Annotated in this window: 20 protein-coding genes and 3 tRNA genes; 16 read left to right on the top strand and 7 right to left on the bottom strand. The window is 73.9% G+C overall.

What is annotated here, in order from left to right; genetic code table 11:
• Nucleotides 1–12 precede the first annotated feature (12 nt).
• The 3 genes from FQ330_RS05380 to FQ330_RS05370 all read left to right on the top strand — a co-directional run bounded on the left by FQ330_RS05380 (nt 13) and on the right by FQ330_RS05370 (nt 3,511).
• A complete protein-coding gene (locus FQ330_RS05380) occupies nt 13–480 on the top strand; it encodes a hypothetical protein (RefSeq protein WP_146355798.1) in 468 nt (155 codons plus the stop codon).
• A 57-nt stretch (nt 481–537) separates the two neighbouring features.
• A complete protein-coding gene (treZ, locus tag FQ330_RS05375) occupies nt 538–2,268 on the top strand; it encodes a malto-oligosyltrehalose trehalohydrolase (RefSeq protein WP_146355796.1) in 1,731 nt (576 codons plus the stop codon).
• A 217-nt stretch (nt 2,269–2,485) separates the two neighbouring features.
• Nucleotides 2,486–3,511 carry a hypothetical protein gene (locus FQ330_RS05370; RefSeq protein WP_146355793.1) on the top strand — a complete coding sequence of 342 codons (1,026 nt, stop codon included), beginning with the start codon at nt 2,486–2,488 and terminating at the stop codon, nt 3,509–3,511.
• Between the two features lie 24 nt (nt 3,512–3,535).
• On the opposite strand, the gene FQ330_RS05365 is transcribed toward FQ330_RS05370, so the two are convergent.
• Complete coding sequence (locus FQ330_RS05365) at nt 3,536–4,510, bottom strand: helix-turn-helix domain-containing protein (RefSeq protein WP_225792698.1); 975 nt, start codon at nt 4,508–4,510, stop codon at nt 3,536–3,538.
• A 106-nt stretch (nt 4,511–4,616) separates the two neighbouring features.
• Here FQ330_RS05365 and FQ330_RS05360 point away from each other — a divergent pair, with 106 nt between their 5' ends.
• From FQ330_RS05360 to FQ330_RS05330, 7 genes are all read left to right on the top strand, one after another.
• Nucleotides 4,617–4,880, top strand: coding sequence for a hypothetical protein (locus tag FQ330_RS05360; RefSeq protein ID WP_128189248.1), 264 nt, complete (start codon nt 4,617–4,619; stop codon nt 4,878–4,880).
• Nucleotides 4,881–4,944: 64 nt separating this feature from the next.
• Nucleotides 4,945–5,124 carry a hypothetical protein gene (locus FQ330_RS05355; protein WP_146355789.1) on the top strand — a complete coding sequence of 60 codons (180 nt, stop codon included), beginning with the start codon at nt 4,945–4,947 and terminating at the stop codon, nt 5,122–5,124.
• 36 nt (nt 5,125–5,160) lie between these two features.
• Nucleotides 5,161–6,621, top strand: a complete 1,461-nt coding sequence (locus FQ330_RS05350; RefSeq protein ID WP_146355787.1) for an amidohydrolase — start codon at nt 5,161–5,163, stop codon at nt 6,619–6,621.
• 213 nt (nt 6,622–6,834) lie between these two features.
• Complete coding sequence (locus FQ330_RS05345) at nt 6,835–9,060, top strand: acyl-CoA dehydrogenase family protein (RefSeq protein WP_146355785.1); 2,226 nt, start codon at nt 6,835–6,837, stop codon at nt 9,058–9,060.
• A 119-nt stretch (nt 9,061–9,179) separates the two neighbouring features.
• Nucleotides 9,180–10,262 carry a fatty acid desaturase family protein gene (locus FQ330_RS05340; protein ID WP_146355783.1) on the top strand — a complete coding sequence of 361 codons (1,083 nt, stop codon included), beginning with the start codon at nt 9,180–9,182 and terminating at the stop codon, nt 10,260–10,262.
• Complete coding sequence (locus FQ330_RS05335) at nt 10,259–10,891, top strand: 1-acyl-sn-glycerol-3-phosphate acyltransferase (protein WP_146355781.1); 633 nt, start codon at nt 10,259–10,261, stop codon at nt 10,889–10,891. Before FQ330_RS05340 ends, FQ330_RS05335 begins: the two co-directional genes overlap by 4 nt.
• A 45-nt stretch (nt 10,892–10,936) precedes the next feature.
• Nucleotides 10,937–11,380 carry a pyridoxamine 5'-phosphate oxidase family protein gene (locus FQ330_RS05330; protein WP_128190539.1) on the top strand — a complete coding sequence of 148 codons (444 nt, stop codon included), beginning with the start codon at nt 10,937–10,939 and terminating at the stop codon, nt 11,378–11,380.
• Nucleotides 11,381–11,382: 2 nt separating this feature from the next.
• On the opposite strand, the gene FQ330_RS05325 is transcribed toward FQ330_RS05330, so the two are convergent.
• Nucleotides 11,383–11,868 carry a hypothetical protein gene (locus tag FQ330_RS05325; protein WP_146355778.1) on the bottom strand — a complete coding sequence of 162 codons (486 nt, stop codon included), beginning with the start codon at nt 11,866–11,868 and terminating at the stop codon, nt 11,383–11,385.
• Nucleotides 11,869–11,972: 104 nt separating this feature from the next.
• Between FQ330_RS05325 and FQ330_RS05320 the strand changes: the two genes are divergently transcribed.
• The gene (locus tag FQ330_RS05320; RefSeq protein WP_146355776.1) at nt 11,973–12,650 is read left to right on the top strand and encodes an NADPH-dependent F420 reductase; all 678 of its coding nucleotides are present in this window, start codon (nt 11,973–11,975) and stop codon (nt 12,648–12,650) included.
• On the opposite strand, the gene FQ330_RS05315 is transcribed toward FQ330_RS05320, so the two are convergent.
• From FQ330_RS05315 to FQ330_RS05300, 4 genes are all read right to left on the bottom strand, one after another.
• Nucleotides 12,647–12,967 carry a hypothetical protein gene (locus FQ330_RS05315; RefSeq protein WP_146355775.1) on the bottom strand — a complete coding sequence of 107 codons (321 nt, stop codon included), beginning with the start codon at nt 12,965–12,967 and terminating at the stop codon, nt 12,647–12,649. The two genes, FQ330_RS05320 and FQ330_RS05315, sit on opposite strands and share 4 nt — an antisense overlap.
• 160 nt (nt 12,968–13,127) lie before the next feature.
• Nucleotides 13,128–13,200, bottom strand: a tRNA-Phe gene (locus FQ330_RS05310).
• Between the two features lie 72 nt (nt 13,201–13,272).
• A tRNA-Asp gene (locus FQ330_RS05305) sits at nt 13,273–13,350 on the bottom strand.
• A gap of 40 nt (nt 13,351–13,390) precedes the next feature.
• Nucleotides 13,391–13,463: transfer RNA gene (locus FQ330_RS05300), tRNA-Glu, on the bottom strand.
• 264 nt (nt 13,464–13,727) lie between these two features.
• Between FQ330_RS05300 and FQ330_RS05295 the strand changes: the two genes are divergently transcribed.
• Nucleotides 13,728–15,161: a peptidoglycan DD-metalloendopeptidase family protein gene (locus tag FQ330_RS05295; RefSeq protein WP_146355773.1), complete on the top strand. Its 1,434-nt coding sequence runs from the start codon at nt 13,728–13,730 to the stop codon at nt 15,159–15,161.
• A 62-nt stretch (nt 15,162–15,223) separates the two neighbouring features.
• On the opposite strand, the gene FQ330_RS05290 is transcribed toward FQ330_RS05295, so the two are convergent.
• Nucleotides 15,224–15,769 (bottom strand): inorganic diphosphatase, encoded by a 546-nt coding sequence (locus tag FQ330_RS05290; protein ID WP_146355976.1) that lies wholly within the window; start codon nt 15,767–15,769, stop codon nt 15,224–15,226.
• A gap of 47 nt (nt 15,770–15,816) precedes the next feature.
• Between FQ330_RS05290 and tilS the strand changes: the two genes are divergently transcribed.
• The 4 genes from tilS (at nt 15,817) to FQ330_RS05270 (ending at nt 19,140) form a co-directional block, all read left to right on the top strand.
• Nucleotides 15,817–16,809: a tRNA lysidine(34) synthetase TilS gene (tilS, locus tag FQ330_RS05285; RefSeq protein WP_146355771.1), complete on the top strand. Its 993-nt coding sequence runs from the start codon at nt 15,817–15,819 to the stop codon at nt 16,807–16,809.
• Nucleotides 16,810–16,813: 4 nt separating this feature from the next.
• Nucleotides 16,814–17,578, top strand: coding sequence for a hypothetical protein (locus tag FQ330_RS13260; RefSeq protein WP_192575850.1), 765 nt, complete (start codon nt 16,814–16,816; stop codon nt 17,576–17,578).
• 92 nt (nt 17,579–17,670) lie between these two features.
• Nucleotides 17,671–18,222 carry a hypoxanthine phosphoribosyltransferase gene (gene hpt / locus FQ330_RS05275; protein ID WP_128188784.1) on the top strand — a complete coding sequence of 184 codons (552 nt, stop codon included), beginning with the start codon at nt 17,671–17,673 and terminating at the stop codon, nt 18,220–18,222.
• Nucleotides 18,223–18,324: 102 nt separating this feature from the next.
• Nucleotides 18,325–19,140 (top strand): hypothetical protein, encoded by an 816-nt coding sequence (locus FQ330_RS05270; RefSeq protein ID WP_146355769.1) that lies wholly within the window; start codon nt 18,325–18,327, stop codon nt 19,138–19,140.
• The last annotated feature ends 9 nt before the right edge of the window (nt 19,141–19,149 follow it).

The raw sequence follows: 19,149 nt of genomic DNA, 5'->3' as shown, positions 1-19,149 counted from the left end.
CCGCGTGCCGTCATGACCGACATCGGCACCGCATCCGCACCCCGCGCACCCCGCGCCGGGCGGCCCTGGACGGCGCTCGTCGCGCTCGTCCTCCTCTGGGGCGCCTTCCTGTCGGTCGCCCGCTTCGCCGTCGTGCTGACGCTCTGGTACGTCGCGACGCTCGGGCTGCCGACGGAGGATCCGGGCGGCGAGGCGGCGACGGCCATCGCGCTCGGCGTCGGCGTGGTGCTCGTGCTCGTCGCGCTCATCGCGGTGAGCCTCCGGCGCCGCTGGGCCCGCTGGCCGGTCGTCGTGCTCGGCGCCGTCGGCGGCGTGGCAGGGCTCGGGATCCTGGTCGCCACGGCCTCGCCCGCGCTCGAGACGGTGCTCATGTCGCTCGCGCCGCTCGTCGGCACCGTGCTGCTGGCGCTCCCGGCGTCGACGCCGTGGTTCCGGCCCCGCTCGCCCGCGCGCCCCGTCGCGGCCGCGCCCCGCGCCTGAGCGCCGGGGACCCCCCGCACTCAGCCGCCGCTCCGCTTCGCTTGCGAGGATCGACGCATGAGCGAGCTGCACGAGTACCGGGTCTGGGCGCCGAACGCGCAGCGCATGCGCGTCGTCGCGGGCCGCGAGAGCGTCGAGATGACGAGCGCCGAGGGCGGCTGGTGGCACGCGCTCGCGCCGGCGGGCGACTACGGCTTCCAGATCGACGACGACGACGCGGTGCGGCCCGATCCGCGCGGCCGCCGGCAGCCCCACGGCGTCCACGAGCGCTCCCGCACGTGGGACGCATCCGCCCATGACTGGGCCGACGCCGACTGGACGGGCAGGCCCATCGCCGGCGGCGTGCTGTACGAGCTGCACATCGGCACGTTCACGCAGGAGGGCACGCTCGACGCGGCGGCCGAGCGGCTCGACCACCTGCTCGAGATCGGCGTCACGCACGTCGAGCTGCTGCCCGTCAACGGCTTCAACGGCACCCACAACTGGGGCTACGACGGCGTCGCCTGGTACGCGGTGCACGAGGGCTACGGCGGCCCCGCCGCCTACCAGCGGTTCGTCGACGCCGCCCACGGCGCCGGCCTCGCCGTCGTGCAGGACGTCGTGCACAACCACCTCGGCCCCTCCGGCAACTACCTGCCGCTGTTCGGCCCGTACCTCTCGAGCGAGGGCCGCTCCACATGGGGCGAGCACGTGAACGTCGCCGAGCCGGCCGTGCGGCGCTTCATCCTCGACAACGTGCGCTTCTGGTTCGAGGACATGCACGTCGACGCGCTGCGCCTCGACGCCGTGCACGCGCTGCGCGACGAGGGGCCGCTGCACATCCTCGAGGAGATGGCGGTCGAGACCGCCGCGCTCGCGGCGCACCTCGGGCGGCCGCTCGAGCTCATCGCCGAGAGCGACCTCAACGACCCCACCCTCATCACCCCGCGCGAGGGCGGCGGCTACGGGCTCGACGCCCAGTGGTCCGATGACTTCCACCACGGCGTGCACGTCGCGCTGACGGGCGAGACGGAGGGCTACTACGCCGACTTCGCGCCGCTCACGGCGCTCGGCAAGGTGCTCGAGCGCGGCTTCTTCCACGACGGCACGTACTCGTCGTTCCGCGAGCGCGACCACGGGCGCCCGATCGACACCGACCGCTCGCTGTCGTGGCGGCTGGTCGTGAGCGCCCAGAACCACGACCAGATCGGCAACCGCGCCCGCGGCGACCGCATCACCGAGGTGCTCACCGAGTCGCAGCTGCTGTGCGCGGCGCTGCTGCTCTACGCCGGCCCCTACACGCCGATGCTCTTCATGGGGGAGGAGTGGGCGGCGTCGAGCCCGTTCCAGTTCTTCACCTCGCACCCGGAGGAGGAGCTCGGGCGCCTCACCGCCGAGGGCCGGCTCGCCGAGTTCGAGCGGATGGGCTGGGACCCGGCGGTCGTGCCCGACCCGCAGGACCCGGCCACCTTCGAGCGCTCGAAGCTCGACTGGGCCGAGGCGCGGCGCGAGCGGCACGCGCGGGTGCTCGACGGCTACCGGCAGCTCGCCGGGCTGCGCCGCGAGCTCGAGGCGCTCACCGACCCGCACTACGCGCGGAACGCCGTCGAGGTCGACGAGGCCGCGGGCGTGCTGCGGCTCGTGCGCCGGGCGGGCAGGACGGATGCGGTCGAGATCGTCGTGAACGTCGGCTCCGAGCCGCAGACGGTGCCGGTGACGAAGCGGCGGCTGCGCTTCCAGACGCACCCCGACGTCGCGGTCGCCGAGCAGCTCACGCTGCCGCCCGGCAGCGGTGCCCTCCTCGACTGACCCCGCGCCCCCTCCTCCCTCCGCCGGTCGAGCCGGTCGCGCAGCGACCGAGTCGAGACCACCCCGCCGCGCCCGCCCCGCCCTTCCGCCGGTCGAGCCGGTCGCGCAGCGACCGAGTCGAGACCACCGCGCGGCGCCCGCCCCTCCGCCGGTCGAGCCGGTCGCGCAGCGACCAAGTCGAGACCACCCCGCCCCCACCCCGACTACCGTTGACCCCGTGACGCCCACCGTCGAGACCCTCGACCTCCCCGTGACCGGCTACCTCCAGACCCGCCGCGGCGAGATCGCCGAGGTGGCGATGTCGGCCGAGCCCGACGGCCCGCTGCGCCTCTACCTGCGCGTGCCGGAGGGCGCGGGCGAGCTGTCGCCCGGCCTCTACAGCACGTCGGTCGCAGCGCTGCTCGACGACGACCCCGACGAGGGCTGGCTGCTCACCGTGGTCCTCGAGCCGGAGGAGCCCGGCGCCGAGGTGCGCCGCGACCCGGTGTTCGACGCCCGCTACCCGTGGGAGGAGACCGACCTCGCCATCGCGCAGCACCGCGAGGATCTCGAGCTCGACGGACCGGTGCCCGAGCGCGAGTGCGAGGTCGACCCGTTCGGCCTCTGGGCCGTCGACGAGCAGGGGCGTGCGTTCGTCGTCGAGGGCGGCGTCGACGACGAGAGCGGGCTGCTGTGGCTGCACCCGGTCTCGCCCTACGGCCGTGCGCTGCACCCGGGCATCTACGACGCCGTCGCGGCCGACGACGCGCAGGCGCCCGCGCTCGACGACGACGACGCCCTCGTGCCGGCGTCGGTGGTGCAGGCGCTGCAGGTGTACCTCTACGACGGGTTCCCGGATGCGCCGCACGGGGTCTGGCGCATCGGGTCGCGCGCCGCGCTCGAGGCCGAGGCCGAGGCATCCCTGCCCGAGTACGACCCGACCGACTGGCTGCGCTGGCTCGTGCCGGTCGACGGCGGCGACCCGGTGCCCGTGCTGCTCGCCGACGCCGCCGACGGCTCGATCGCCTTGGAGGTGCTCGGTGCGCGAGCGCCGTCGTGGGCCGCCGGGCGGGCGGTGACGGCCGCCGCGCCGCGCCCCGACCAGGCGCCGGGGGATCGCCGCGAGCTGTCGCTCCTGTCGAAGCCGGTCGCCGAGCTGCGCTCCTCGAACGCGAAGATCCGCAAGCGCGCGCCCTCGCGCGTCGGCCGCTTCGTGCTCGAGGCAGAAGGGTGGATGCCCGAGGGCTGGAGCGCGCTCGGCTGACGCCGCCGTCGGGCAGGCGGGGACTCAGGCGTCGACCGTCTCCGAGACCGCGAACCGGCGGCGGTACGCCGATGGCGCGACGCCCAGCTGCCGCGTGAAGTGGTGCCGCAGGAGCGCGGCCGTGCCGAACCCGGCCTGCTGCGCCACCGCATCCAGCCCCAGGTCGGTCGCCTCGAGCAGCGCCTGCGCGCGCTGCACGCGCTGCGAGACGAGCCACGCGGCGGGCGTCGTGCCGAGCTCCTCGCGGAACCGGCGCGCGAAGGTGCGCTCGGAGAGCCGAGCGCGGCGGGCGAGCGAGGCGATCGTGTGCTCCTCGTCGAGCCGCGCCGCCACCCAGTCGATGAGCGGCGCGAGCGTGTCGGCGCGCTGCTCGGCGACCGGGCCGACCGCGTACTGCGACTGCCCGCCGTCGCGCAGCGGCGGCACCACCATCGAGCGCGCGATGATGGCCGCGACCTGGGCGCCCTGCAGCTCGCGGATGAGGTGGAGCGAGGCGTCGATGGCCGCCGCGGTGCCGGCGCTCGAGGTCACGGGGCCGTCGTCGGCCCAGAGCGCGTCGCGCTCGACGACGATGTCGGGGAACTGCTCGGCCAGCTGCTCGACGTGCCGCCAGTGCGTCGCGACCCGTCGGCCCGAGAGGATGCCGGCGCGCGCGGCGACGAAGGCACCGGTGCAGAGCGTCAGCACGCGGGCGCCTCGGGCCACCGCCCGCTGCAGCACGTGGGCGATGCTCACCGAGCATGCCGCGTCGATGCAGCAGTCGGCGTAGGGCGCGACGATGACGACGTCGGCCTCGTCGGCGAACGCCAGCCCCTCCTGCACCATGATCGGCAGGCCCAGCCCGCCCTCGACGCGGATCGGGCCCGGCGTGGGCGTCACGACCCGGAAGTCGTTGCGGGGCACGCCGCGGTCGGTGCGGTCGGCGCCGAAGACCTCGGCCGCGACCGCCAGCTCGAACGCGCTCACCTCGTCGTCGACGATGCAGGCCACCTGCAGCACGGCTTCCTCGCTCTCCCTCGGGACCGATCCGCCTTGGCAGGATCTTGTCGAGTGTTGACCATCCTGCCACTGGTGGCAGGATCTTGGCGAGCGCAGACTTCCTGCCATGGAAGCACTCTGGATCATCCTCCTCATCGCCCTCGCGATCGGCGCCGTCGCCGGCACGATCGACGCCCTGCTGCGGCAGCGCGCCCCCCGCACCCCCGTCGACCCCGAGCGGCTCGCCCGGCTCCGCGAGCGCGTCGAGGACGCCGATGCCCGCCGCATCGCCGCCGAGGTCGAGGAGCGCATCGCCCACCGGCTCGACGCCCCCGGCAACGGCCTCGCCCCGCAGATGGGCGACGCCCGCGTCTGGGCCGGCGCGTACTGAGCCCCGCCGCCGACGCCCGATCCGCCTCTGGCGCGGGCGGCGGCGCAGGCGCATCATCGGTGCCATGGAAGCCACCTGGACGAGCGCGGCGACTGCCGATCCCACCTGGATCGTGCTGCTCGCCGCCCTCGGCGTCGTCGGCGCAGCCGCCACCGTCGTGCTGCTCGTGCTGCAGCGGGAGCCGCGCACGCGCGCCGACCGCGAGCGCATCGCCCGACGCCGCGAGCCCCGCGGCGCGCACTGACGCCGCCCGGGGCCTCGCCCCGGTAGCGTGCGAGGCATGCGCCTCGCGAACGCCCGCCTGCTCGACGGCACCCTCATCGACCTCGACATCCTCGACGGGGGCATCGAGCGGGTGAGCCCCGCCGGCACGACGCCCTCGACCGGCGCGCGGCACGACCTCGAGGGCGCGACGGTGCTGCCGGGCCTGTGGGACGAGCACACCCACATGGGCCAGTGGGCCCGCCACCGCACGCGCGCGAGCGTGCTCGACGCGGCGAGCGCCGAGGAGGCCGCCGCGCTCGCGGGACACCACGCCCGCGCGCACCGGGGCGGCGAGCCCGTCGTGCTCGTCGGCATGCGCGACGGCCTCTGGCCCGCGCCGCCCACCCGCGCGCTGCTCGACGCGCAGACGGGCGACGTGCCCACGCTCGTGGTCTCGAGCGACGTGCACTGCTCCTGGCCCAACACCGCGATGCTCAGCCGCCTCGGCATCGACCTCGACGCGCCGCTGCTGCGCGAGGAGGCGGCGTTCGACGCGCTGAGCGCGGTCGAGGGGATGCTCGACGCCGACGCGCTCGACCGTCACGTCGTCGACGCTCTGGCCGCCGCCGCCGAGCGGGGCGTCGTGGGCGTGGTCGACCTCGAGTTCGACGACGCCGTCGGCGCCTGGATGCGTCCCGGCCGCTCCACGCCCCTCCGGGTGGAGGCGGGCGTGTACGCGAAGGACCTCGAGCTCGCCGCCGAGCGCGGCCTGCGCACGGGCGATGCGATCGCCCATAGGGCACGCATGGGGCGGCTCAAGGTGATCTCCGACGGCTCGCTCGGCACCCGCACGGCCTGGACCGCGCACCCCTACGGCTCCTTCGAGACGGGGGAGGAGGGCACCGGGGTGCGCAACGTCGACGACGCCGCGCTCGACCGCCTGCTCGCGCGCGCCGGCGAGCTCGGCATCGACGCCACGATCCACGCCATCGGCGACGCCGCCGTGACGGCCGCGATCGACGCGTTCGAGCGCGCCGGCACCGGCGGCCGCATCGAGCACGCGCAGCTCGTCTCGGGCGTCGACATCCCGCGGCTCGCGCGCCTCGGCATCACCGCCTCCATCCAGCCCGAGCACGCGCTCGACGACCGCGAGCTGACGGCGGCGCTGTGGGCCGACCGCAGCCGCGACGCGTTCCGGATCCGCAGCCTCGTCGACGCGGGCGTGGATGTCGTGCTCGGCTCCGACGCGCCCGTCACGCCGCTCGACCCGTGGCTCGCGATCGCCACCGCCGTCACGCGCACCCGCGGCGACGAGCACCCCTGGCAGCCCGAGGAGGCGATCTCCCTCGAGCAGGCCGTGCGCGCCTCGAGCCGGTCGCGGCTGGCCGCCGAGGAGCCCGCCGACATCGTCGTGCTCGGCGCCGCACCGCCCCTGCCGTCGGCCCACGACGACCCGGCCGCCGTCGCCGCGGCGCTGCGCACCATGCCGGTGGCGCTCACGATGGTCGCCGGCGAGGTCGTGCACGGCGCCCTCTGACGGCGGGCTCACGCGCCCGTCCGTCGCCGGGCAGCTGCTCGCGTCCCTGATCCGCCGCGACAGGGTTCGCACAGCGGATGCCCCGGGCCGTTGTGGATGCGGCACAACCGGTCGCGCCGGCCCGCGCCCGTCGTTGCACGGGCGTCCAACCACTGACCGCCCCCCTGGTCGACGCGCCTACCGTGGGGGCGCATCCGTCCTGAAGGGGGAACCATGGCCGACCGCACGTCCGCACCCGCCCGCGCCGACCGTCACCGCGCGAGCGCCGAGACCCGCCCGCGACTGCAGGGCCAGGTCGACGTGGAGTGGCTCGGCCGCGACCTGCTGGGCACGTGGGCCGAGCGCCGCCTCGCCGCCCGCGCGAAGGTCGCAGACCCCCGCTACCAGCGCATCGACGACCTCACGGTCGCCGAGCATCGCGAGCGCGTGCTCGGCCAGATGCGGCAGCTCGTCGACGACGGCGCCGTGCTCGCGGCCTTCCCGTCGCACCTCGGCGGCCAGGACGACCACGGCGGCAACATCGCCGGCTTCGAGGAGCTCGTGCTCGCCGACCCGAGCCTGCAGATCAAGTCGGGCGTGCAGTACGGCCTGTTCGGCGCCGCCGTGCTGCACCTCGGCACGCAGCACCACCACGACACGTTCCTGCCGCCGATCATGCGCCTGGATGTGCCGGGCGCGTTCGCGATGACCGAGACGGGCCACGGGTCCGACGTCGCGTCGATCGCCACGACCGCCACGTACGACGAGGCGACCGAGGAGTTCGTCATCCACACGCCCTTCCGCGGCGCGTGGAAGGACTACCTCGGCAACGCCGCGCTGCACGGCAAGCACGCGGTCGTCTTCGCGAAGCTCATCACGAAGGGCGTCGACCACGGCGTGCACGCGTTCTACACGCCGCTGCGCGACGACGAGGGGAGCTTCCTGCCCGGCATCGGCGGCGAGGACGACGGCTACAAGGGCGGGCTCAACGGCATCGACAACGGCCGCCTCCACTTCACGCACGTGCGCGTGCCGCGCACCAACCTGCTGAACCGCTACGGCGACGTCGCCCCCGACGGCACCTACTCGAGCCCGATCGCGAGCCCGGGCCGGCGCTTCTTCACGATGATCGGCACGCTCGTGCAGGGCCGCGTGTCGCTCGACGGCGCCGCGGTCGTCGCGCAGGAGGCCGCGCTCGCGATCGCCATCCGCTACGGCGCCGAGCGCCGCCAGTTCAATGCGTCGAGCGAGACGCAGGAGGAGGTGCTGCTCGACTACCGCCGCCACCAGCGGCGCCTGTTCACGCGCCTCGCCAAGGCCTACGCGCAGCGCTACGCGCACGAGATCCTGCTGGCGAAGTTCGACGGCGTCTTCTCGGGCCGCAGCGACACCCCCGAGGAGCGCGAGGACCTCGAGACGCTCGCCGCCGGGCTCAAGGCGCTCTCCACCTGGCAGGCGCTCGACACGCTGCAGGAGGCGCGCGAGGCGTGCGGCGGCGCCGGCTTCCTCGGCGAGAACCGCCTCGTGCAGCTGCGCGCCGACCTCGACGTGTACGTCACGTTCGAGGGCGACAACACCGTGCTGCTGCAGCTGGTGGGCAAGCGCCTGCTCGGCGACTTCTCCAAGCAGTTCAAGGGCGCGTCGAAGGCCGAGATCGCCCGCTTCGCCGCCGACCAGCTCTTCGACCGCGCGACCGCGCTCGTGGGCCTGCGCACCCTGTCGCAGGACGTGCGCGACCTGCGCAACGTGAAGAAGTCGTCGATCGCCCTGCGCGACCGCGACGTGCAGCGCGACCTGCTCGAGGACCGCGTCGAGACGATGGTCGCCGACATCGCCGGTCGCCTGCGCCACGCGCCGAAGGACCAGGCGCAGGCCGCGGCCGCGTTCAACGACGAGCAGCACGAGCTCATCGAGGCCGCCCGCGCCTGGGTCGAGCTGCAGCAGTACGACGCGCTCGCTGCCGCGGTCGAGCGGATGCCCGAGGCGACCCGCAAGGTGATGACGCACGTGCGCGACCTCTTCGCGCTCACGATCATCGAGGAGCACGCGGCGTGGCACCTCGAGCACGGCCGCCTCTCGGGCGCCCGCTCGAAGGCCGTCACCTCCACGATCGAGCGACTGCTGCAGAAGCTGCGCCCGCACGCGCTCGACCTCGTCGCGGCCTTCGGGCTCGGCGACGAGCACCTGCGCGCGCGGATCGCCAGCGGCGCCGAAGGCGCCCGCCAGGCCGAGGCGATGGCCCACTACGCGGCGCTCCGCGCGGCGGGCGAGCTGCCGGTGCCCGAGAAGCGCGCGAAGGCGACCGACCCCGACGCGCAGCCGATCGTCGAGGCGGGCGCCGCGCCGCTGCCGCCGTCGGCGTTCGACTCGGCCGCCTCGGCGCCGTCGGTCGACTCGGTCGAGACGGTGCCGACGGATGCGTCGGCCGACGCCGAGGAGGCGCACGTCGCGACCCGCTGACCGAGCGGGAGGAGAGGGGGATGCCGGCGCCGGCATCCCCCTCTCGCCATCCGCCCCTCATGGCCGACTCATAGGGGTACATACCGCGAGCGGAATTGCGTACGCCATACGCTGAAGGAATGATCACCGCCGGAGCACTCCGCTCGACCATTCCCGCCAGCGAGCGGCAGACCGACGCGCCGCGGGCTGACTTCCGCGTCGTGGCCCGCGCCGTGCGCGACGCCGGCCTGCTCGAGCGCACCGTCGGCTTCTACGGCTGGCTGATGGCCGGTCTCGGCGTCGCCCTCGTCGGCCTGCTCGTCGGCTCGGTGCTGCTCGGCGACTCGTGGTGGCAGCTCGCCATCGCGGCCGCCCTCGGCGTCGTGCTCACCCAGATCTCGTTCATCGCGCACGAGGCCTCGCACCGCCAGGTGTTCAAGTCCGGCCCCGCGAACGACCGGCTCGGCCGCATCCTCGCCGCGGGCGTCGTCGGCATCAGCCACCAGTGGTGGCAGACGAAGCACTCGCGCCACCACGCGAACCCCAACCAGATCGGCCGCGACCCCGACATCGAGATCGACACGATCTCGTTCCTCCCGAGCGACGCCAAGCGAGCCCGCGGCGCCCAGCGCTGGATCACCCGCCGGCAGGGCTGGCTCTTCTTCCCGCTGCTGACGTTCGAGGGCATCAACCTGCACGTGCGGTCGATCGCCACGCTCTTCGAGCGCCGCGAGGTCAACGGCCGCTGGCTCGAGCTCGGGCTCATCACGCTGCGCTTCACGCTGCTGATCACCTTCCTGCTGTGGGTCATGCCGCCGCTCATGGCGCTCGCGTTCCTCGGCGTGCAGCTGGCCGTCTTCGGCGTCGGCATGGGCGCATCCTTCGCCCCGAACCACAAGGGCATGCCGACCGTCAGCCGCGACGCCCGCCTCGACTTCTTCACGAAGCAGGTGCGCACCTCCCGCAACATCGGCGGCTGGGGCATGACGATGCTGCTCGGCGGCCTGAACTACCAGGTCGAGCACCACCTGTTCCCCAACATGGCGCGCCCGCACCTGCGTGCCGCGAGCGAGATCGTGCGCGCGCATTGCGCCGAGCACGGCATCCCCTACACCGAGACCAACCTCGTCGAGGCCTACGGCTCGGTCGTGCGGCACCTGAACCGCGTCGGCCTCGCGGCCCGCGACCCGTTCGACTGCCCGATGCTGGCGACGAGGCGATGACCGGAGGCTCCTCCCGCCGGCAGCCCGTGCGGCACGCGATCGCGCAGCTGCACTGGCGGCTCAGCCCCTGGCGGCTCGTGCGCGAGCAGCCGGCGCACGTGGGCCCGCGCCTCCTGATCGGCGCCCCGCACACCTCCAACCGCGACTTCGTGCTCATGCTCGCGATCACGTGGGATGCGCGGCTCCCGGTGCGCTGGCTCGGCAAGCGAGAGCTGTTCCAGGGCCCGTTCGGCGGCGTCATGCACTGGCTCGGCGGCATCCCCGTCGACCGCGACGACCCCGCGGGCCTCGTCGAGCGCGTGGTCGAGCTCGTGCGCCACGACCCTCGCGCCGCCATCGTCGTCACGCCCGACGGCACGCGCAGCTCGACGCACTGGCGCAGCGGCTTCTACCGCATCGCGTACGACGCGGGGATCCCCGTCACGCTCGGCTTCGTCGACTCGATCACCGGCACCACGGGCCTCGGCCCGACCATCCGTCTCACGGGGGATGTCCCGACCGACATGGACCGCATCCGCGCGTTCTACGCCGGCAAGGCGGGCATCAACCCCGAGCGCACGACCGAGCCGCGCCTCGCCGACGAGGCCGGGCTCGCCGCCCGGCTCGCGCAGGAGCGCCTCGAGCCCTGACCGGCGGGGGTGGTGCGCCGCGGCCCGGGATGCCACGATGACGGCATGGACGAGAACCCGGTGCACGAGATCAGCGAGGCGGAGTGCCACAAGCTGCTGGCCGCGTTCGAGTTCGGGCGCATCGCGTTCCGCGTCGGCGAGGCCCTCGAGGTGTTCCCGATCAACTACCACGCGGCCGGCGGCGCGATCACGTTCCGCACCGCGCCGGGCACGAAGCTCGCGGGCGTGCTGCTCGCCGACGACGTGGTCGTCGAGATCGACCACATCGGGGCGAAGGAGGCGTGGAGCGTCATCGGCCACGGCAAGGCGCGCCGGCTCGAGTCGAGCAGCGAGGTCGAGGCGGCCGAGCGGCTGCCCATCCATCCGCTCGTGCCGACGGTGAAGCGCGAGTTCGTGCGCATCGACCTCGCGCGCGTCAGCGGGCGCCGCTTCCACCGCTTCGCCGAGCCCGACGCGGCGAGCGAGCCGCTCGTCGACTCGACCGACTGAGCTCAGCCGACGGCGCCGCTCGCACCGCCGCCGTAGCCCGACATCGCGATGCGCGAGCCCGGCCGTCGCATCTCCATGCGGTACGCGGCCCACAGCACGAAGACCGCCTCGGCGTGCGTCAGGCCGGCCTCGAGCGCGAGCTCGGGCCGGTAGCGCCACGGGCCCGCCGGCGCGACGGAGCCGATCCTCGTGCCGCGCTGCTCGAGGTCGAGGCAGAGCGCGCCGAGCAGCCAGTTGGTGGTGCGCACGAGCTCGGTGGCGCCGCTCGGACCCTCCATGCGCCATCGCGACGCGAGCAGGCCGCCGCGCTCCAGCGCGATCGCGACCTCGCCGTCCCGCGCGGCCGCGAGGCCGCTCGGCCCGTGCTGGAACGCCCAGTCCTCGCCGAGCACCTCGACCTCCGCGGACTCGCTCCAGAAGCGCGCGCCCGTGCGCGCGACCTCCTCGCCGTCGACCTCGACCGCTCCCGCATCCCACCGGTACCGCATGCGACCACCGTACGGTGGTCGGTGGGTGCCGGGCCGCACGCGGGAATCGCCGCGCGCCCGCGGGCGTTGTCGGATCCGAGAGCCACAGCAGGGGGAGCAGCCGCATGCCGCATGAGGTCGAGACGACCACCGCCACGATCGACCGACCCCGCGAGACCCGCACGGTCGCGATCCTGGGTGCGGGCAAGATCGGCACGGTGCTCGCGCGGCTCTCGCTCGCCGCGGGCCACCGCACGCTCATCGCGGGCTCCGGCAGCCCGGAGCGCATCCGGCTCATCGCCGAGTACCTGGCGCCGGGGGCGGAGGCGATGCGGTCCGCGGATGCGGCTGCCGCGGCCGACGTCGTCATCCTCGCCCTGCCGCTTGGCCAGCACCACCGCCTGCCCGTCGAGGCGCTCGAGGGGCGGCTCGTCATCGACGCGATGAACTACTGGTGGGAGACGGACGGCATCCGCGACGAGTTCACCGATCCCGAGCGGCCGACGAGCGTGATCGTGCAGGAGTCGATGCCGCGGGCTCGGGTCGTGAAGGCGTTCAACCACATGGGCTACCACGACCTCGCCGACTGGCCGCGGCCGGCGGGCCACCCGCAGCGCCGGGCGATCGCGGTCGCCGGCGACGACGCCGACGCGGTCACCGAGGCCGCCGCGCTCGTCGACGGCTTCGGCTTCGACCCGGTCGTGCTCGAGTCGCTCGCGGCGGGGCTGCGGCTCCAGCCCGGCTTCCCCGCCTTCGGTGCGAACGAGGATGCCGCGACGCTCCGCGGGCTGCTGGCCGACTAGAGCCAGAGCGCGAGCAGGAACGCCGCGTAGCAGGCGAGGCTCGCCCAGGCGAGCGCGGAGCGCAGCCGCGGCGCGGCGTCGAGGGCGACCAGCGCGCCGACGACCGCGAGCAGCGCCCAGGTCGCCGCGTGGCCCCAGCGCAGCGCCAGCTGCTGCACGCCCGTCGCAGCAGCCGCCTGCTCGGGGACGACGAGCGTCCACAGCACCGCCATGGCCGCGGCGACGACCGCGCCGGTGAGCCCGAGCGCGGCGATGCCGCGCGGCCCAGGCGCGGGCGGGGGAGGGGCGGGCCGTCCCGGATGCGTCGCCGGACGCATCCGTCGGCGGCATCGGCGTCGTCACGGTCGAGAGCCTAGGTCGCGTCGCGGGCTCGCGCCAGACGGGCCGGCGCCGCGGGCGGCGGGCGGATGCGGCGTGTCGCACGATCAGGATTGCCGCACCAACGACGAAGCCCCCGCTTGGCGGGGGCTTCTGCTGTGGCTCCGACGGGCGTCGATCCCGTGACCTCACGATTTTCAGTCGTGCGCTCTACCAACTGAGCTACAGAGCCTGGCTCTCTCGAACCCGGCGGACCGGAGCCCGCCCTTGCACAAGGCCCTCTCGTGAGAGAGGGCCAGGGCAATGGCGACCCTGACGGGACTTGAACCCGCGACCTCCGCCGTGACAGGGCGGCGCGCTAACCAGACTGCGCTACAGGGCCATACCGGTAGTCCCATCGTACAGAGTGAATCCGCAGTGAGTGACCCCAACGGGATTCGAACCCGTGCTGCCGCCGTGAAAGGGCGGTGTCCTAGGCCGCTAAACGATGGGGCCATGCGCCGGAGCACATGACTACCGAGGGATGACGTTACAGCACGCGGAGGCCGCCGTGCAAACCGGGGCCGACCCGCGCGGCGAGCCCCTGGTGTGACCCGGGCGGCGGTTCCGGCGACACACCCGCCTCAGTGTCGGCTGAACGGAACCTTCAGGTGGAACATGAAAGTTGATAGCGTGGCTCCCGATGTGTGTCGTGACACGGGCGCAGCCCGGGTGCACGATGTTGACTGATGCAGCCGCGCGCTGCTCGAACGGAGCGACATGGCCCACCCCAGCCGGCCGGCCCCAGGCCTCGCGGATCGGTCGCGCCTGCGCGCCCTCCGCCACGGCCTCGCCACGGCTGCGGCAGTCGCCAGCCTCGTGCTCGTCATGGTCGTGCCCGGAGCCCCGAGCGCCAACGCCGAGGACCAGTGGGGCTACCCGACGTGGGCCGAGGTCGAGGCCGCACGCGGCAACGTGACCGCGAAGAACGCCCAGATCGAGCAGATCCGCGGCCTCATCGCGCAGCTCGAGACCGAGGCCGTGAACGCGCAGGCCTTCTCCGACCAGAAGGCCGCCGAGGCGATCGAGGCGCAGCGCGTCTACGACGAGGCCGTCGCGGTCGCCCAGCGCCTGCAGGAGCAGGCCGACGAGGCGTCGGCCCGCGCCAGCGAGTCCGAGCTCGCCGCCGGCCAGCTCGCCGCGCAGCTCGCCCGCAGCGGCGGCACCGGCGACATGAGCGCCGAGCTCTTCGCCAACCCCGGTTCTGCCGACAGCTGGCTCTACCGCCTCGACCTCATGGATCGCGCCGCCGGCACCGCCGACTCGCTCTACCAGCAGGCGCAGCAGGACTCCAACACCGCGCAGGCCCTCCAGGACCAGGCGGCCGTCGCGCGCGACGCGCTCGGCCAGCTCAAGGAGGAGGCCGACGCCGCCTACCTCGCCGCGCAGGAGGCCGCCATGGCCGCGCAGGCCGCTGTCGAGGAGGAGCAGAACAACCGCGTCGTGCTCGAGGCGCAGCTGTCGGTGCTCGTCGAGAACCGCGCCGCCACCGAGGCCGACTACCAGGCCGGCCAGCGCTGGCAGGCGTACCTCGCCGAGCAGGAGCGGCTGCGCATCGAGCGCGAGCGCCGCGAGGCCGAGGAGGCGCGGCAGCGCTGGCTCGCCGAGCAGCAGCGCCAGCGCGAGGCCGCGGCGCAGGCCGCCGCGGAAGCCGCGGCTCGGGCTGCGGCTGGCGGCGGCTCGGGAGGAGGCGGCTCGTCGAGCGGTGGCGGCAGCTCCGTCCCGGTGGCGCCCCCCGCCAGCAGCGGCTGGCAGACTCCCCTGTACGGACGCTTCACGTCGGGCTACGGGATGCGCAACGACCCGGTCGGCCAGCTCGGCCGCAAGCTGCATGCCGGAGTGGACATCGCAGGCGGCTGTGGTTCGCCCATTTACGCCGCGGCCAGCGGCGTCGTGACGCTCCGCTCCCGCGACATCTATGGCGCGAACATGCTCTACATCGACCATGGCGGCGGCGTGCAGACCGAGTACTACCACATGATCAGACCCGCCAGCGTCGTTCCCGGTCAGCGCGTGAGCGCCGGACAGGTGATCGCCTACGAGGGCAGCACCGGCTGGGTGACCGGCTGCCACCTGCACTTCCAGATCCGCGTCGGCGGCACGCTCGTCAACCCCGAGTCGTTCCTCAACGCCCGCGGCGTCTACCTGCGCTGACCGACCCGGCACGACGAAGGGGGCGCACCTCGCGGTGCGCCCCCTTCGTCTCGTTGCGCGCGTCAGTCGTCGATGTCGCGTCCGCCCTCGGGCTTCTCCACCGACTCGCCGGTCTGGTCGCCGTGCTCGGCGTCGAACGCGGCGATGCCGGCCTGGACGGTCGCCTCCGCGGCCTCCGCGCCCTCCCAGTCGCCGAGCTTGGCCCACTTGCCGGGCTCGAGGTCCTTGTAGTGCAGGAAGAAGTGCTCGATCTCGTTGCGGATCTGCTGGGGCACGTCGTCGATGTCCTGGATGTGGGCCCAGCGCGGGTCCTTCTCCAGCACGCAGATCACCTTCGTGTCGATGCCGCCGTCGTCCTCCATGTTGAGCTGGCCGACCGGGCGCGCACGCACGAAGACGCCCGGCGGCACCGGGTACTCGAGCAGCACGAGCGCGTCGACCGGGTCGCCGTCGAGGCCGAGCGTGCCCTCGAAGAAGCCGTAGTCGGTGGGGTAGACGAAGGTCGTGAACAGCACCCGGTCGAGGTAGACGCGGCCCGTCTCGTGGTCGACCTCGTACTTGTTGCGGCTCCCCTTGGGGATCTCGATGACGACGTCGTAGGCGGCCAACGGCGGCTCCTTCTCGTGGGGGTGGGGAATCGGCATAAGGTTACTTCATGCCCGAAAGCGACCGTCGACCGCGGCTGACGCCCGCCGTCGCCGACGTCCGGCGGGCGGTGCGCGAGGCCATCGACGACCTGCCCGAGGGAGCGCTCGTGCTGGTCGCGCTCTCCGGCGGCCCCGACTCGCTCGCCCTCGCCGCCGCGACCGCCTTCGAGGCGCAGCGCTCCGGCCGCCGCGCCGGCGCCGTGGTCGTCGACCACGGGCTGCAGCCGGGCAGCGCCGAGATCGCCGAGCGCGCCGCCGACCAGGCGCGCGAGCTCGGCCTCGACCCCGTGCGCGTGCTGCCCGTGCAGGTCGCGCACGACGGGAGCCCCGAGGCGGCCGCCCGCCAGGCCCGCTACGCGGCCCTCCTCCAGGCGCGCAAGGAGGCCGGCGCATCCGCCGTGCTCCTCGGCCACACGCTCGACGACCAGGCCGAGACCGTGCTCATCGGGCTCGCGCGCGGCTCAGGCCCCGAGAGCCTCTGGGGCATGCACCCGCGCATCGGCTTCCTGCGCCGCCCGCTGCTGCAGGTGCGGCGCGCGACCACGCACCAGGCGTGCCGCGACCAGGGGCTCGAGCCGTGGAGCGACCCGCACAACGACGACGACCGCTTCCTGCGCGTGCGCGTGCGGCACCGCGTGCTGCCGATGCTCGACGAGGTGCTCGGCGGCGGCGTCGCGCTCGCCCTCACCCGCACCGCCGACACGCTCCGAGAGGACGCGGAGGCGCTCGCGCACTTCGCGCAGGAGCAGATCCTCGACCTCGTCGAGCACGCCGAGGGCGGCCTGTCGCTCGACGCAGGTGCGCTCGCGGCCAACCCGCCGGCGCTGCGCCAGCGCATCATCCGGCTCGCGGTGCAGAGCGAGTTCCACGTCGCGCTCTCGCGGCAGCAGACGCTCGAGGTCTCGCGGCTCGTCACCGACTGGCACGGCCAGGGGCCCATCCACCTGCCCGGCATCCGCGTGAGCCGCGAGGGCCGCAGGCTCGTCTTCGTCGCGGCCTGACCCCGTGCAGCGCCGCCGTCTCGCGCCCGCGATGATCGCGGCCGCGCTGCTGCTCGTCGGCTGCTCGAGCGCAGCCGAGGCGCCCACCGCGCCCGCCTCGACCTCGGCGTCGACGTCGTCGACGCCCGCGCCGACGCCGACGGCCGAGCCATCGCCCACGCCGACCGCCGATGCGACCGCGGACTGGCAGCGCATCGAGACCGAGGACGGGCTCTTCCGCTGGCGGATCCCCGCCGGCTGGAGCATCGTCGACGAGAGCGGCGAGAGTGAGCTCGACGGTCGATGGATGAACCGCATGGACATCTCCGACGCCGACGGCGAGGTGCTGGCGTTCTTCAGCAGCCACTACACCGGCGGCGACCGCGGCGGCGTGTGCGACGACTGGGACGGCGACGGCACAGGGTACGTGCCCGCCGTCGTGCACCTCGACGAGGCGGTGCAGACCGCCGAGGGACCGCTGACCAGCTTCGTCGGGCCGGTCGAGGAGGGTCGGCTCGTCGCCTTCTCGAGCCAGCAGACCGCCGACACCGCGTGGTTCTTCGCCGGGCACTCGCTCAGCGATGTGCGGGAGGACAGCGTGCCGTGCCTGACCTACTCGGACGTGCCGACGCCCGAGGGCTACCCGTCCACCGGCTTCGGCACCACCGGTGACCCGGACCGCTGGCGGATGGCCTCGCTGGAGGAGGGCGTCGCGTACGCCGCGACCGAGGAGTACGACCAGCTCATCGAGATGTTCCGCTCGCTCGAGCTGCTCGAGGGGCCGCAGTGAGCCGGGGCGTCATCCGGCGCTGAGCGACGCGCGTCCCTCCGCGTCGCCGGTAGGTTGGTCGCACCGCCGATGCCGACCGCTCAGGAGCGCACATGGACTTCACGCACGTCGAGGCAGACCTCTCGAAGACGCTCGTCACCGAGGAGGAGCTGCACGCGAAGCTCGAGGAGCTCGCGCGCCAGATCGAGGCCGACTACGAGGGCAAGGACCTGCTGCTCGTCGGCGTCCTCCGCGGCGCGGTGATGGTGATGGCCGACCTCTCGCGAGCGCTGCGCCGCCACATCGAGATGGACTGGATGGCCGTCTCCTCCTACGGCTCCGGCACCGTCTCCTCGGGCGTCGTGCGCATCCTCAAGGACCTCGACAGCGACCTCACCGGGCGCAACGTGCTCATCGTCGAGGACATCATCGACTCCGGCCTCACGCTCTCGTGGCTGCGCGGCAACCTCGAGTCCCGCGGCGCCGCCTCGGTCGAGATCTGCACGATGCTGCGCAAGCCCGACGCACTCAAGGTCGAGGTCGACGTGAAGTACTGCGGGTTCGACATCCCCAACGAGTTCGTCATCGGCTACGGCCTCGACTACGCCGAGCAGTACCGCAACCTGCGCGGCATCGGCGTGCTCGCGCCGCACGTCTACGAGTGATGCCGCGATCGTGACCTGATCGTGACCCGCCGGGCGTGACCGGCGGGCAGGATCGGACATGTCGGTGAGCACGGGCCGCCCGGCCCGCCCGAAGGAGTCACGATGTCCCGCACCGCCGTCCGCGCGCTCCGCGCATCCGCCGCCGTCCTCGCCGCGCTCGCGCTCGCCGCATGCGCGCAGCCTGCCGCGCCCGCGGCTCCCTCGAGCCCCGCGGCCGAGCCCGCGCCGACAACCGCGCCCACCGCATCCGCCACGCCCGAGCCGAGCGCCTCGGCCGAGCTGTGGCGAGCGTTCGAGTCGCAGGACGGCGCGGTGCGGTTCGCGGTGCCCGAGGGGTGGTCGGTCGACGACCGCAGCGCGATGGGCGAGGCCTCCGAGATGTACGACCGCGGCCCGGGCTGGCTCAACGAGCTCGTCGTGCTCGATGGCGACGGTGCCCAGATGCTCTGGTACCGGGAGGCGTACGGCACCGACTTCGCGGACTGCCGGCCGATCTACGAGACCCCGATCAAGGCTCCCGTCGACCCGTACAGCCCCGAGGCGCGGGCGGTCATCGAGCAGTCCGGAGGCTCGGCCGGCCCGAGCTTCGTGCTCGGGGAGCTCGCCGAGGCGAGCACCTGGAGCAACGACGCCGCGCCCGGCGCATGGTCCACGACGATGGGCATGACGACCACGATCGACCCGAGCCACGAGACGTGCCTCGACCAGACCGGCGTGCTCTGGCTCGGCAACCGCATCGCCGAGGTGTCGGTGACCGCCGATGGAGCCGGGGCTGCGGGAGAGCCGGACACCACCATCGACTTCGGCTCCGAGCAGCTTGCGCGCGACTGGTTCGCCGGTGAGGAGGCCGCGTTGCTCGTCGACGTCCTCTCCTCGTTCGAGTTCACTGGCGCCCCGGTGCTCGAGGAGGCGCCCTGAGCACGGCAC

Source organism: Agrococcus sediminis, assembly GCF_007923295.1.
GTDB classification, from domain to species: Bacteria; Actinomycetota; Actinomycetes; order Actinomycetales; family Microbacteriaceae; genus Agrococcus; species Agrococcus sediminis.
Note: the sequence above shows the minus strand (reverse complement) of the source record. Positions and strands in the feature narration are given on the sequence as shown.